12 protein-coding genes are annotated in these 13409 nt (G+C 67.3%); 6 read left to right on the top strand and 6 right to left on the bottom strand.

Annotated features, from left to right (window positions below; all coding sequences use genetic code 11):
• The first annotated feature begins 225 nt into the window (after positions 1 to 225).
• Positions 226 to 1212, top strand: a complete 987-nt coding sequence (locus OID54_RS14410) for a hypothetical protein (protein ID WP_329019301.1) — start codon at positions 226 to 228, stop codon at positions 1210 to 1212.
• Positions 1213 to 1233: 21 nt separating this feature from the next.
• On the opposite strand, the gene OID54_RS14405 is transcribed toward OID54_RS14410, so the two are convergent.
• Positions 1234 to 2769 (bottom strand): alpha/beta hydrolase, encoded by a 1536-nt coding sequence (locus OID54_RS14405; protein WP_329019297.1) that lies wholly within the window; start codon positions 2767 to 2769, stop codon positions 1234 to 1236.
• Between the two features lie 226 nt (positions 2770 to 2995).
• Here OID54_RS14405 and OID54_RS14400 point away from each other — a divergent pair, with 226 nt between their 5' ends.
• Positions 2996 to 3274 (top strand): hypothetical protein, encoded by a 279-nt coding sequence (locus OID54_RS14400; protein WP_329019295.1) that lies wholly within the window; start codon positions 2996 to 2998, stop codon positions 3272 to 3274.
• 142 nt (positions 3275 to 3416) lie between these two features.
• Here the strand turns inward: OID54_RS14400 and OID54_RS14395 are convergent, their stop codons facing one another.
• Positions 3417 to 5735, bottom strand: coding sequence for a helix-turn-helix transcriptional regulator (locus OID54_RS14395; RefSeq protein ID WP_329019292.1), 2319 nt, complete (start codon positions 5733 to 5735; stop codon positions 3417 to 3419).
• A gap of 364 nt (positions 5736 to 6099) precedes the next feature.
• Complete coding sequence (locus tag OID54_RS14390; protein ID WP_329019288.1) at positions 6100 to 8580, bottom strand: phosphatidylinositol-specific phospholipase C domain-containing protein; 2481 nt, start codon at positions 8578 to 8580, stop codon at positions 6100 to 6102.
• 383 nt (positions 8581 to 8963) lie between these two features.
• Here OID54_RS14390 and OID54_RS14385 point away from each other — a divergent pair, with 383 nt between their 5' ends.
• Positions 8964 to 9188 (top strand): hypothetical protein, encoded by a 225-nt coding sequence (locus OID54_RS14385; protein WP_329019284.1) that lies wholly within the window; start codon positions 8964 to 8966, stop codon positions 9186 to 9188.
• On the top strand, positions 9154 to 9477 hold the full coding sequence (locus OID54_RS14380; RefSeq protein WP_329019282.1) for a hypothetical protein: 324 nt from the start codon (positions 9154 to 9156) through the stop codon (positions 9475 to 9477). The genes OID54_RS14385 and OID54_RS14380 overlap by 35 nt, the downstream gene beginning before the upstream one ends.
• 99 nt (positions 9478 to 9576) lie before the next feature.
• Here the strand turns inward: OID54_RS14380 and OID54_RS14375 are convergent, their stop codons facing one another.
• Positions 9577 to 9771: a DUF397 domain-containing protein gene (locus OID54_RS14375; protein ID WP_329027505.1), complete on the bottom strand. Its 195-nt coding sequence runs from the start codon at positions 9769 to 9771 to the stop codon at positions 9577 to 9579.
• A gap of 14 nt (positions 9772 to 9785) precedes the next feature.
• Entirely contained in the window at positions 9786 to 10649 is an 864-nt protein-coding gene (locus OID54_RS14370) for a helix-turn-helix domain-containing protein (protein ID WP_329019279.1), read from the bottom strand.
• 257 nt (positions 10650 to 10906) lie between these two features.
• Between OID54_RS14370 and OID54_RS14365 the strand changes: the two genes are divergently transcribed.
• Both OID54_RS14365 and OID54_RS14360 read left to right on the top strand, forming a co-directional pair.
• A complete protein-coding gene (locus OID54_RS14365) occupies positions 10907 to 11398 on the top strand; it encodes an ATP-binding protein (RefSeq protein WP_329019275.1) in 492 nt (163 codons plus the stop codon).
• Positions 11398 to 12411: an endonuclease/exonuclease/phosphatase family protein gene (locus OID54_RS14360; protein ID WP_329019272.1), complete on the top strand. Its 1014-nt coding sequence runs from the start codon at positions 11398 to 11400 to the stop codon at positions 12409 to 12411. The genes OID54_RS14365 and OID54_RS14360 overlap by 1 nt, the downstream gene beginning before the upstream one ends.
• Here the strand turns inward: OID54_RS14360 and OID54_RS14355 are convergent.
• Complete coding sequence (locus OID54_RS14355; RefSeq protein WP_329019269.1) at positions 12332 to 13312, bottom strand: cation diffusion facilitator family transporter; 981 nt, start codon at positions 13310 to 13312, stop codon at positions 12332 to 12334. The two genes, OID54_RS14360 and OID54_RS14355, sit on opposite strands and share 80 nt — an antisense overlap.
• Positions 13313 to 13409 lie beyond the last annotated feature (97 nt).

Raw genomic sequence — 13409 nt, 5'->3', positions numbered from 1 at the left:
AACGCCCTTCGGAACAACGGGGCATCACCGTACAATTACCGCGTGTCGGTTACCTCACATCTTTATCATGGCGAGTTGGGCGATTGGTGCGAGACGCGACTGACCGGGTCGGAGGAGGTGGCACGGTACCTGGTCCAACAGGTCCGTGACGGTGAGGTCGTCCGTCCTGAGGGGCCTGTTCCCAAGCACCATTGGAGCCAGGCCGGCCGCGCTTTCACCCATCGCATGGCTCATTTGATCCAGTTCGCACCCCCCTACTCGGCTCTGCTCGGTCTGGTCAGGGCGGGGCTCGTTCCCCGCTCGTGGGCCGATGCCGAGGCGGTTCAATACCCGACGCACGAACTTCTGACGGGCGATCGACGTGAACGGGCCGTGGACCTGCGTCCGACACCGAGTGGCTGGATCGACCTTCGCACGGCGCGCGACGCGGGTGCGTCGGTGGGTCTGGTGGTGACCACCCAAGAACACAGACACCGTGATCTCTCGCGTCCGGGCCAGCCGGACGAGCAGATACTGAGCGAACTGTTCGACCGGGTGCGCGCCTACTTCCACGAGCACTCCACCCTGGGGCAACTGGGCGAACCGGGCCCCGAGCGCGGCTTGGCCAGACTGTGCTGGATCCTCGGCTCCTTCCAGTACGCCAATCGCAACAACAGCATCGAAAGCCCGCTGTTCAGGGTGTTCCGCGATGACGTGCCGAGCGTTGAGGACATACACCGGGGCGCCGGCGACGACGAGATCGCAGACCCACTGGCCCTGACACAACGCCTCCAGACCTCGGGTGCACTGGAGCAGTTGCGCCGCCTCGCGGGCGATCCACCCCCGGGCACACCCTGGGGCATCACGGCCCCCGTCATCTTCGATCACTGGGACGACAACACCTTCTTGCTCGACGGAACCGAAGGATCGACCCTGTTGGAGGTCGTGTCACTGGCCCATGTCGCCGCCAACGGTCGGGCGCGACGCCGCATCTGGAACCTACTCGCGTACGCCTGGCTCGACACGGCCGACACCTACCGCATCCGCAACATCGCCTTGTACTTCGCCCGGCACGGAGTGCTTGTCACCATTCCGGTGACACGCCTGGCGGAGGCTTTACTCGAAGGCCGCGACGCACAGGACGTCAGGAATGAGTTCGTCGGTCTGGCGACCCGCTTGCGTGACATGGACCGCGCCCGCCGGCAAGCGTGGCGCCTGCCCTCCGACCAGTAGCGATGGCCGTTGCGCGCGGCTTCAGCGGGCACAGACGATATCCCGGGCGGGCAGTGTCCCGCGCAGTAGATAGGTGTTCACCGTCTCTTCGACGCAGTCGTTGGGGTAGTGGCCGTAGAGCGTGTGCGCCCGGACGGGCACGGTCACCAGCCGGGAGGCGCGCATCGCCCGGTGCATCCGCAGACCCGACTCATAGGTGGTTCGGGAGTCCCCGGTCGCCTGGACCTGGAGCGCGGGGACCTCATTGTCGATCCTGGTCAGCGACTCGCGCGGCTGCTCCTGCCAGAACGCGCAGGGGAGCGGCGCATGGGTCATGGGTCCGAACACCGGTTGTGATGCACGGGAGCGCTGCACGGCTCGCCAGTAGTGCTCCGGGTCGCTGGGCATGGCCGCGTCGGCACAGACGATTCCCAACTGGCCCGCGTAGTCCGCCGCCCGGTCGGAACCCACGGACGCGAACAGCAGGTCCAGGGTGCTCTGGAGCCACGGCGGTACGGTGATCGGCTTACCACCCGCCGTGGCCGCGACCGCTTCCGCCTTCAACAGGGTCCGCAGCAGCTGGGCGAACTGCGGGTCCGCCGTGTCATCGGTCACCAAGACGTAGAACAGCAGCGGCAACTCATGGTCGCTCATCCGATGTCCACCGAGGTGGATCGGTGCCTTCCGCGCCCGTACGACCATGGCCTCGACTCCGGCGCGCACCTCAGCTGGTGTACGTCCGAGCCCGTACTCACCGTGCCGCGGCGCGACCCAACGGGCGAAGTCGTCGAGCGCCCGCTCATTGGCGAGGCCCGTACGGCGCACCATCCGCAGCGGGTACTCGGCGGGGTCCGGTGCACTGTCCAGGACCAGCCGATCGACCCGGTGCGGGAACATCTGGGCGTAGGTGGAGCCCAGGACCGTCCCGTACGAATGCCCGAACCACGAGGTCTTCGCCTCGCCCAGAACACTGCGGACCATGTCCACGTCCCGGGCGGTATTGCGGGTCGACAGATACGGCAGCAGATCGGCTTGCTCGTCCCAGCACCTGCGGGCGTCCTCCCGGGTGAGCCGCACGCTCTCGTCGAACCCCGCCCGATCGGCCCCCGGCGCGTACAGGAGCCAGCTGCTGCGATCCAGCCCGCAGTCCGCGGGAGTGCTCTCGCCGAGCCCGCGGGTGTCCATACCGATCACGTCGTACGCCGCCGCCACCCCGGGGCTCATCACCCTCCGCAGATCCCGCGGCATGCCCAAGCCCCGGACCCCGGGCCCGCCCGGGTTGGTCTGGAGGATGCCGCGCCGCTTAGCCGGATCGGACGAGGTGATCCGAGAGATGGCGATCTCGATCGTGCGGCCTCCCGGCCTGCCGTAGTCGAGCGGGACGGTGATCCGCGCGCAGCGCGTGCGGCTCGCGCCAAGCGAGACGTCCCTACAGGCGGTCCAGTCGACGGGCTGCTTCCTAAACCGCTCCAGTGCGCGCTCGCCCTCAGCAGGGGATGCGCTGACGGGCGCTCCGATGGTCATGGTGAGGGCCGCGATCGACAGGGCGAACGCGCCGAGAACTGCGGTTCTCTTCATGATCCCGCACGCTACTGGCGCCGCGGTGGGCCGTGTCCGAGCCGCAGTGACGTGTCGTCCTGCCCGGCCCGCTTCGCGTACCCCGCCCTGCCCATAGGTATGACATCTCGCACGGACTCGTCGTGGTCAAGAAGGTGGAACACTGCCGGCCACCGGCATTGTCGCTCTGTTGTACGGCTGACAACATCACCGGTGGGGCCCGGCGGAGGCGCCTGGAGGAGGGCGTATGGCCACGGTCTTTCTGGTGATCAGGTTCGCGCTGGCGTTGACGTTCGCCGCGGCAGGTGTGCTGGCCCTGGTGACGGGGCGCATCGCCTTCTCCTGGTTGCGCCGAAGCGTGCACCGGCCGGGGATATGGGGTGCCGGTGCCCTTCTGCTGGGTACGGCACTCGGGCTGCAACCGGTGCTCCCCTTCGAGGTCCAGATTCCGCTGATGATCCTCGGCCTGCTGTTGATCGGGTTGTCCCAGCTCTGGTGGCGCCGCAGGGTCTCCGGGACCGACTGAACCGACGGCTCCTGTTGCTGGCACGCCGGTGCGCAAGGGTGTGCCGGTGTCACCGGTTGTTGCGGGCTGTTGTGGGCTGTTGTGGTCCACGGACAGTGCTCACCGCCCGGGCACGGCCGGGGATCGTACGTCGGTACGGGCGTCAGCCGTGGGCACGGTCCAGGGCGTGGAGTTCGGCGGCGGCTTCACTCTGGAGCGGGTGGTGGTGCTCGGTGAGCGTGTGCAAGGCGGCGGCCAGTGCCGTACGCGCTTCCCCGAGGCGGTCGAGCTGGCGCAGGACGCGTCCGAGTTCCAGCTGAGCGGGCCCGGACCACCCCGGCATGGCCATCTCCTCGAAGGTGTCCCATGCCCTTCGCAGGGGAGTTTCGGCCTCCTGCCATCTGTCGAGAGCTGCATAGTCATTGCCGAGGTGTTGCAGGGTGACGGCGTGGAATAGGGCCAGGAGATGGGGTGCCTGGCCCGAGATTCCCTGGTCGCAGATCTCCAGGCCGTACAGATGGTGTTCGAGTGCCTGATCGGCGCGGCCGTGTTCGCGCAGGGTCTCTCCGAGCGCGTTGAGGGTGGTCAGTTCGGCGAGTCTGCCCGAGGTCGACGGGTTGTCGCGGTGGCAGGCAGCCGCCGCGTGGAGCCGGGCGATGGCTTCGTCCGTCCGGCCGAGGCGGCGCAGCGCACCGGCGCCATATCCCAGCGCCCAGCCTGTCTGGAGCGGGTCCCCGCAGGCACGCGCCACGGCGAGCGCGGCGTCGGCGGCTTCGAGTGCCGCATAGGGGTTGTGGGCGCACCTGTTCTGGGCCCAGGCGAGGTAGTTGAGTTGCGTCGCTTCTTCGTGCTGGCTGCCGAGGGCCCGGGCGGCGTCGGTGCCGTGTTGGAACACGGCGGTCCATTGCTGCCAGTGTTGGGTCAGGTCGGAGAACCAGTGCATCGCCTCGGCAGCGTCGAGGACCTGTCGGTACCGACCGACGGTGAGGGCGTGGTGCAGGGCTGCGAGCCACTGGTCCCGCTCGGCTTCCAGCCAGGCGCGGGCCTGGTCGCGACCGGCGGGGGAGGTGGCGGGATCGGGGTCGCCTGCCGGTGTGCTGTGCCGCTCTGCGTCGAAGTGGAGCGCGGCCGTGGTCGCCCGGGCCAGCATCCAGCGGGCGGTGCGGTCCAGCGCTTCGTCCCGGGTCGCCGGGTCGTCCTCGGCGGTCGACTGTTCGGCCGCGAACAGCTTGAGAAGGTCATGGAGCCGGTAGCGCTCGGCCGTTGCATCGGCCTGGAGCAGTCCGCGGTCGCAGAGTTCTTCCAGGCGCAGTCCGGCGTCGCGGACCGGGATTCCGGCGAGGAGTGCGGCGGTCTCGGGGCTGAGGTCTGGGCCAGCGGCGAGCGCACAGCGCCGCAGGAGGAGCCTCGATGGGGTGTCGAGTTGTCGGTACGAGAGCGCGAAGGCGGCCCGAACCCTCAGATCGCCCGCCTGGAGGGTGTCCAGCCTGCGTTCCTCGCGGTCGAGTTGGGCGGCGAGCTTGCCGAGGCTCTCGTGCGGCCGGGCGGCGAGGCGCTGGCCGGCGATGCGCAGGGCCAGCGGCAGGCGCCCGCACAGGTCGGCCAGATCGCGGGTGGCCTGCGCCTCGTGTGAGACGCGCTCGACGCCGACGATGCGGGTGAGCAGTTCGACCGCTTCCTCACGGCGCAACAGCGAGAGTTCCACCCGGTGCACCGCCTCCAGAGCGGTGAGGCTGCTGCGGCTGGTGACGAGGGTGAGACAGGTGCCGGTCCCCGGGAGCAGAGGGCGTAACTGGTTCTCGTCGACCGCGTTGTCGAGCAACAGCAACAGACGTCGGGTCGCGGCGAGGGAGCGGAACAGTCCGGCCCGGTCCTCCAGATCACGGGGCACCATCTGCTCGGCCACACCCAGGGCGGCCAGCAGTTTGGCCAGGGCTTCCTGGGGAGGTGCGGGCTGGGCCGCCATCCCCCGCAGATCGAGGTGCAACTGTCCGTCCGGGAAGTGCGGGGCGAGGGTGTGGGCGGCGTGAACGGCGAAGGCGGTCTTGCCCAGCCCCGGCTGTCCGCAGATCACCGCGACCGGAGGGTGGGCGGGGTCGGTCCGTTCCACCAGTGACAACAGCCGGGCCAGAGCGGGGCCGCGAGCGGTGAAGTCATGGAGGTCGCGGGGGAGCGTCAGTGTGTGCCGCAGGGCGGGCCCGTCGGACGGTTCGGTGGTCGGCCCGCCGGAGGTTCGGGGGCGGCCGAGGCTGGCGGATCGTTCCAGCGCCGTGGCAGTGGGGGCGTCCAGGCCCAGCGCGGCTGCCAGGGCCTGCACGGTGCGGCGCTGCGGGCCCCGGGACCGTCCGCGTTCCAGGTTCGACAGTGCGCGCACGCTCACCCCCGCGGCGTGCGCCAATTCCTCCTGGCTGATACCGGCGTCGACCCGCAGACCGTGCAGGCGCCGGCCGAAGTCGCCGGTGTCCGACACAGCGCCGCCCATGTCTGGATTCCCCCGGTCAGCATGGCTCGGCCGGAACGCCGAACTCCTCCGACAGGAAGTATGCAAGACACTGCTTCTGTCAGTGGCAAATGCCTGGTGCGGGGGCCTCTCGATCAGCGCGCCAAGGGCGTCAACGGGCCTCTGGCGCACGGTATTTCACCGAAGGGATAGCCGGCTGCGGTGCACCACCGGGAGTGCATTCACGCCGTCGCGGCCGAACTCACCTGCCTCACGACAGACGCTCGGCCGGGGAACCCAGCCGAGCGTCTGTCGCAACTGCTCGCCCTCACACATCAGTGATCAAGCGTTGTACGACCCGGGAGCTCGCCAGCGGAAGGCCGAGCGTCCACGGGGTTGGGCCGTGTCAGATGCGAACGCGGTGTCCGGGCGCTCCGACGCCGGTGGCGACGATGCCCTGGTCGGTCCACCTGATGGCACCCGTCGTGGCATTGGTCGTGTTGAGGAAGGAGCGGATGGCGCCGTTGTCGTCGAGGATCAGGAACTCGGGGCGGGCGTCGCCGCTGATGTTGGCGAAGCGCACCTGGCTGCCGATCCAGTTGGCCGAGCCCGTGGCGATGGTGCCCTTGTCGGTCCAGCCTCCGCGGCCGTCGCCACCGGCGTTGACGAAGGCGCGGGTGGCCCCGTTGTCCTCCACCACGAGGTAGTCGGCACGGGCGTCGCCGCCGATGTCGGCGAAGCGCACCTGGCTGCCGGTCCAGGCGGCCGAACCGGTGGCGATGGTGCCCTGGTCGGTCCACTGGATGACGCCCGTGGTGGCGTTCGTGGAGTTCAGGAACGCTCGGGTGGCGCCGTTGTCCTCCACGATCAGATAGTCGGCGTAGGCGTCTCCGCCGACGTTGGCGAACCGTACCCGGTCACCCGTCCAGGCCGAGGAACCGGTGGCGATGGTGCCCTTGTCGGTCCAGCCTCCGCGGCCGTCGCCGCCGAGATTGACGAACGCGCGCACGGCACCGTTGGGCGCGACGACCAGGTAGTCGGCACGGCCGTCACCGGCTACATCGGCGAAGCGCACCTGGCTGCCGGTCCAGGCCGCCGAGCCGGAGGCGATGTAACCCTGAGCGGTCCAGCCGCCGGCCCCGTTGTTGAGCCAGGCACGGGTGGCGCCGTTGTCGTCGACGACGAGGTAGTCGGCCAGCCCGTCGCCGTTGATGTCGACGTTGTAGTCACCGACACCGGTGGACCGCTTCGGCGGGGCGGGCTTGACGATGACCGTTTCCTTGATCCAGCCCTTGTCGGCGAGTTCGCGGACGCCACCGAGGAACGCTTGGGCCATCTTGGTGTAGCCGGCGTTGTTGGGGTGCAGATTGTCGTTCAGATCGGCGTTGGTCAGCCCGCCCATGCTGACCTGGGTGATCTTGTAGCCCTGGGCGGCACGAGAGGAGACGATGCCGGGAATCGCCGCGTTGTACGTGTTGACGCGGGCCTGGACCGCCGGATCGGTGGCCGGTACCAGGGAGGCGACCACGACGGCGGTGTCGGGCGATGCGGTGTGGATCTGGTCGATCAGTGTGCCCAGCCGCTGCGGGGCGGTGGCGACCTGGTAGTTGCGGTTCATGTCGTTGGTGCCGATGTGCAGCGTGACGATGTTCGGCTTCGCCGCGGCAAGCCAGGTCTCGATCTCGGCCTGGAGCTGATCGATGCGCCAGCCCGAGTGCCCTTCATGACGGGTCACACCGTCGGCGTCGACCTGCGAACCTACGAACTCCAGGGTGGTGGCTTCCTTGCCGAGTGCAGCCGCCAGGGCCGGCCGGTAGCCGGTCCGTGTGTTGCTGCCCACTCCCAGGGTGATCGAGTCACCGAGCGGCATGACCGCCATGCGCACCACTTTGGCGCGGGGAGGCGGCAGGGTCGCATTGGTTGCGAGGATGGAATCGATCAGCGCGCCGCCCGGGTAGTCCATGATCACCACCCCGGTACGACTTGCGTGGCCCCCCTGGAGGTACTCCAGAGCGAAGTCGTTGACCCCTCGAATCCCTGGCGTACCACCGGCGACGGAGTACGGGTAGGCCCCCGTACTGGCGCCGCTGAGGTAGTTGAGGTAGAGGGAGTTCTTGTTGGTGTCGGCGTTGGTCCTGACGAAGTGACTCTGTGCCTTACGCCATTTGGCGTCGATGTCGAAGACGGTCGGGACGTCGTACTCGTCCTGGATGTAGTGGGTCCTGTCGGTGTCGGAGAAGAGTTGAGTCAGCCCCAAGTTCCCGAAAGCTCCGCCGCTCGGCCCTCGGAACTGAGTCAGGACCGCCTTGCCCCGCACCTGGCCCAGGTTGGGCATGTCGATGGTGCCCGCTCCGGAGACGGAAGGCTGGTAGAGGACATCACGATTGGGGTCGTTGTCCCGGTACCACTCGAAGATCCGCCGTCTGTCCTCCCCCGTCGTGGTGTCGGGCTCGTCCGTGCAGGACCCCAACGAACCCGTGCACTCGGCCTTGAGGTTCAACAGAACTGTCTCGGTGGGCCGCGCCGTGAGGAAGGTCTTCAGTTCCAGAAGCACATCGGAGAAATTTGCTTCTTGGTAGAAGGTGCCATGGTGGATGGTGAATCGGTCGCCGATGACACGGACACGGATGTCGATGGAACGGATACCGGCATCGAGCTGAGCCCTCAGCGTTTGGCCGCTGATACCGTAGTCCTCCTGCGTTTCCGCGATATCACCACCTCGAATGGCGAGGGTGTCATGTGTTCCGGGAACCGAGAGCCGACCGAGCGATACGTCGTCGTTGATCCTCGACATCCAGTCGGGATGGTGGGCGTCCTTCAGGCTTTGGTAGTACGGCGTCCGCCTCGCTGCCTCTGCCTCAGTGGGGAAGAGTCCTTCCGTCGTCACGCCGATGGCCATTGTGAAGACCAGGACCGCTACGCCTCTTTGCCGGAGCCACCGCGACGCGGCCCTCATATGTCCAGACGTTCTTCGCTGTTGTCTCATAGGACTTCCTTCCATCCCGGACCGGACCAGCCCTGATCCAACAGCACCCCCTTTCGCCCGACCAGGAACTCTCACCGGCAGAAGTAGCGTGGCGGTAGTTGTGCCGGGGACGGCGGGGGCATGGCCGTCTCTGGGGGAGGTTGACCCTTGAAGTCGCTGGTCAGCAGTGGGTATGCCGGCTCAAGGCGGAGCCAGCCCGGAGACGGGAGCCCGACTTCTCCGATCGAGTGAAGAAGTTCGTTACCAGCGACGTGCTTCCACCAGAGGGAGTATCCCTGTGAGCCATGGGACTCGGGGACCGGCACCAGAAGAAGGACATTGAAGCGGCACTACGTCGCGCGGAATCGAGCGGCCTTAAAGTGACGCACGACAAGAACAGGCACAACTGGGGATACGTCATCTGCTGCCCCTGCAACAGGAGCGTGACCGTGCGCTGTACCCCCAGGAACGCGGGAACGGAGGCGAAGAAGATCGATGAGTTCATCAAGCACCACCGGACGTGTGCGTAGCTGGCACTTCATTTTGCACACCGACGAGCCGTTGACCCCGGAGCAGGATGACACCCTGGCTGGTCTCGACTCCTTCAACGACGGGCGCATCGGTCTCGAAGAGGTCCGTGGGGTGGAGTCGACCTTCGTCTGCTACTTCGAAGCCGACCACCTCACGGAGGCCATCGCGGAGGCGCTGACCCTGTTCGAGGAGTTTCCCGGCGTACGCATCAGAAGCGTTGAGTTGAGCCCCCATTCCCTTGACCACAATGGGATGGCCACGGCTTCTGTTGTGCCGGCGCCCGTGTAGGGCTGGTCGTTGGGTGTTTCGATGCGGAGTGTTCGGCCCTGGTATCGGGGGCGAACACTCCGCATCGGGTTGCGCAGGTATCAGAGTGTGTGCTCGTTGCTAGCGGGTGATGAAAGCGACGAAGGTGCTCCAGGTGTTGGCAGGGACGACGACTACTGGGCCGTTCCGATCCTTGGAGTCACGGATGCCGACCTGGCCAGCCTGGGCGGCGGTCTCAACGCACGATCCACCCTGGCTGTCGCTGTAGGAGGACTTCTTCCACGTGTTTTCGGGTGCCACTTCTGGCGCCCTCATCTGATTGGACACAGCTACATCTCCTGCGCTAGTTGGTGTAGAAATCCGGCTGTTGCTGAGGGCCCCAGAGCCTCACCACGCATGTTGTTGAATCTCTGGTTGTACTTCCATACATCGCTGGGCTTGTCGGTGACCGTGATCGTGCCTGGAATGTCTGACTGGACGATGGAGTCCACTGGAGCGTCGAAGTCCAGAACCGCGAAGTTGAAGTCCGACCGGAATGTGGCGAGTCTCTGAGGCAGGATCTGGACCGTCACATGGTCAAGCTGGCCGAGACGCTCGATCTCCTCGTACTGCTCCCTCATGACATCTGGCCCACCGACAACACGTCGAAGTGCTGACTCATCGAGGATTACGCGAAGTGTCAGGGGGGTTTCCTCGCGAGTTAGCAGGTGCTTGCGTTCCATGCGGAGGCTGACGCTGTTTTCGACGAAGGCTGTCGTGGTTTCCTCGACTGGCTTGGCTGCCATGAACTGGGCCCGGGTGTACGCCTCGGTCTGGAGCAGGCCGAACACGTACATCGGTTGCCAAGTCCGCATCTCGCGGGCGTCGGCCTCCAGACCGACGTACATCGGCATACCGGAGGGCATGACATCCCTGTAGGGAATCCAGGGATCGCGACTGAGAGAGTTTCTGTGCAACTCCAGCAGGCCGTCTCGATCGTCGATGTCATCGACGCCCAAGCGATCGAGTAGCTTCTCCAGGTCCTCCACGCGCGGCAAACTGTTGTGTCCGGTCTCAACTCTGCCGAGTTTGGTGTCGCTGAAGCCGAGCCCGGAGACGGCTTCCTGAATCGTCAGATCCGCCTTCTCCCTCAGTCGACGCAGTTCCTTGCCCAGTTCCCGACGACGGAACGTCGGCCCCCTGCGTGCAGCCATCTGATGGTGCCTCCTGACGCCCTGTTGGCCCATGGAGAGCGCGTGTAACGAGTCTCCCACCCGCAGTTCCCCCTTGGGCAAGCCCCTGTCGGGGCGCTGGCATGTGCCAATTTCTCCGCGATTGCAGATTCAGTTGCAGGTTAACTCGCAGATGCAGGACGGTAGTTGTTGTCAGTCATTTCGGACATCCGCTTGCCATCCGGACCTTGGTGGGTCAACTGGCGTGCAGTCTGTCCACAGGTAGCGGAGGGCTGGTCATGACGATCAGAACCACACCCCCACCCACCCCCACCGTGCGCCACACCGGCACCTTCACCCCGTACCTCCCGCCTCCCACCCCCGGCTTTGAGATCCGGTTCGGGCGGACCACTGCGCCCGGGGAGCAGCTCAGTGCGTTGGATCGGGCGCGGCCCGGGCAGGTGCGGGGGCTGGGGCGGGTGCAGCTTCAGCACTGGGGGATGGAGGGGCTGGCCGAGGACGCCGAGTTGGTGATCTCCGAGTTGGTGACCAATGCCTTTCAGCACGGGAGCGGGGACAGCGTTCGCGTATGGCTGGGGCGTACCACCACCCATGTGCGGATCGAAGTCGGTGGTGGTGGCAGCGGCCCGCAGCCTCGGCCACGGCAGGCAGAGCCCTGGGAGGAAGGCGGTCGGGGGCTGTATCTGGTCGATGCGCTCGCCGAGTCCTGGGGAGTGGCCTCCTCCGACGGGCGCGTGTGGTGTGCACTCGCCCTGCCCCGGGAGTCCTGATGCCGACGGTGAGTCCCGACATGGTCGACCTCGCCCGCTGGGTGCGGGCACTGAAGGGCCTGGACGACTTACGGGACCGGTGCGGCGTCGGCGTCGGCGTCGGCGTCGGGAACATCCGGGCCGTGAGCTGGAATCTCGACCTCGGCGGGGTGGACGGTGTCCTGGAGCGCCGACTGAGGGGACAGTCCGAAGTGCTGGCCGCCTTGCGCCCCGATGTGCTCGCCCTTCAGGAGTGCACCTTCTGGGACGCGGACGAGGAACGCCGGCTGCTCTGGATGACGGACGTGCTCGGCATGGTCCCGGTGCGGATGGAGCCCTCCCGGTTGGGCGACGGCCGCAATCACACGGCCCTGCTCTACCGACCCAGCACGCTACGGCTGATCGGTCGACGCACCCTCGGGGCGGGCGTGTACCACCATGCGTTGATCAGGGCACGGCTGCGACCCGTTCACACCGAAGGTGATCGCCACGACGTACTCGTCCTCGCGACCCACCTCACTCATATCGACGGAGATCGCCGGCTCGCCGAGGCGCGTTGTCTGACCGACTACGCCGGCACCCTCCCGGGGATGCCGGATCGAGCCCTCCTCCTGGGCGATCTCCACTGCCCGGGCGCGGATGACGTCGAACCGGTGGACTGGGAGCGCCTGCCCCGGAATCTGCACGCGCGGCATCGGCTGATCGCTCCCGATGGGAGCTTCGGGCCGATGGACCGGCGTGCCCTGGCGGTCCTGGTCAACGCCGGGTGGATCGATCCGCAGGCACTCACCGGGCGGGCCAGGGCCGCGACCGTCGGACACGGCGGTGAGGGGATCGCCCTGCGGCTGGACCACATCCTCGTACGGGGGCTACCGGTGGAGTCGTACCGCACCCATGACACCCCCGAGGCGCGGGCCGTCTCCGATCATCTGCCGGTGGTGTTGGACACGAGCCTCATGGAGCCCCGTCTCCCAGGCCGGGAGTCGAAGCCTCGTCCCCCAGGCCCGGTGTCGGGTCGAGGTACACCCGTCTGATCGCGGGGAAGCGTTCCCGGAGTTGCTCCTCCGCCTCCTCGCAGGCCCATTCGACCTGGCGGGCGCTGGAGGCGTCCCGGAAGTCGACCTTCGCCGCGATCAGGATCTCCTTCGGGCCCTGGATCAGGGTGGTCAGCTCCAGTACGGCCACGATGTGCGGAACGGTGAGGATCTCGTCCACCACCGCTTCCCGCATCCGACGGGGGAGTGCACGGCCGATGAGGAACTGGGCGTTGCTGCGGCCCAGTTCCCACGCCACGTACACCAGCAGTACCCCGATGAGGATCGACGCGACACCGTCGAAGATCCCCGAACCGCTGAGCTGTGCGCCGAGCAGGCCGCCCGCCGCCAGCAGCAGTCCGGCGAGGGCGGCCGTGTCCTCCATGACGACCGCCTTGACCGCCGTGTCCGGGGTCACCTTGAGGTAGTGGCCGGCAGGTGTGCCGAGGAGGGCGGCCTCCGCGCGGATCTGGCGCACCCCGGTCCGTAGCGAGAAGCCTTCGAGGACGAAGGCGATGGCGAGCACGATGTAGGAGATGAGCGGGTCGCCCAACTCCTCGCCGTGGGTGAGGGTGTGGATGCCGTCATAGATCGCGAACACCGCGCCGCCGACGAAGGTGGCGACGGAGGCGAGCAGTGCCCAGACGTAGCGCTCGGGCCCGTACCCGAGGGGGTGCTCCTCGTCCGCCGGCCGTTCGCTGCGCTTCAGCGCGGTCAGCAGGAGTAGTTCGGTGACGGTGTCCGCCACCGAGTGCGCCGCCTCGGAGAGCATGGCGCTGGAGCCGCTGATGATCCCCGCGATCGCCTTTGCCACGGCGATGCCGAGATTGGCGACCGCCGCCACGATGACGGTGAAGGTGCTCTCGGTGGGCACAGCCGCCCCGCTGTCCGGTTCGCTCATATCCGTGACCGTATGCTCTGCTTCATCCCCGGTGCGGGACCCACGCTCAGCGGCACATCTCATCCACCGGAAGCGGCTCGTGGATCTGGGCGGGGCC

This window comes from Streptomyces sp. NBC_00690 (genome assembly GCF_036226685.1).
Taxonomy (GTDB): Bacteria; Actinomycetota; Actinomycetes; order Streptomycetales; family Streptomycetaceae; genus Streptomyces.
Note: the sequence above shows the minus strand (reverse complement) of the source record. Positions and strands in the feature narration are given on the sequence as shown.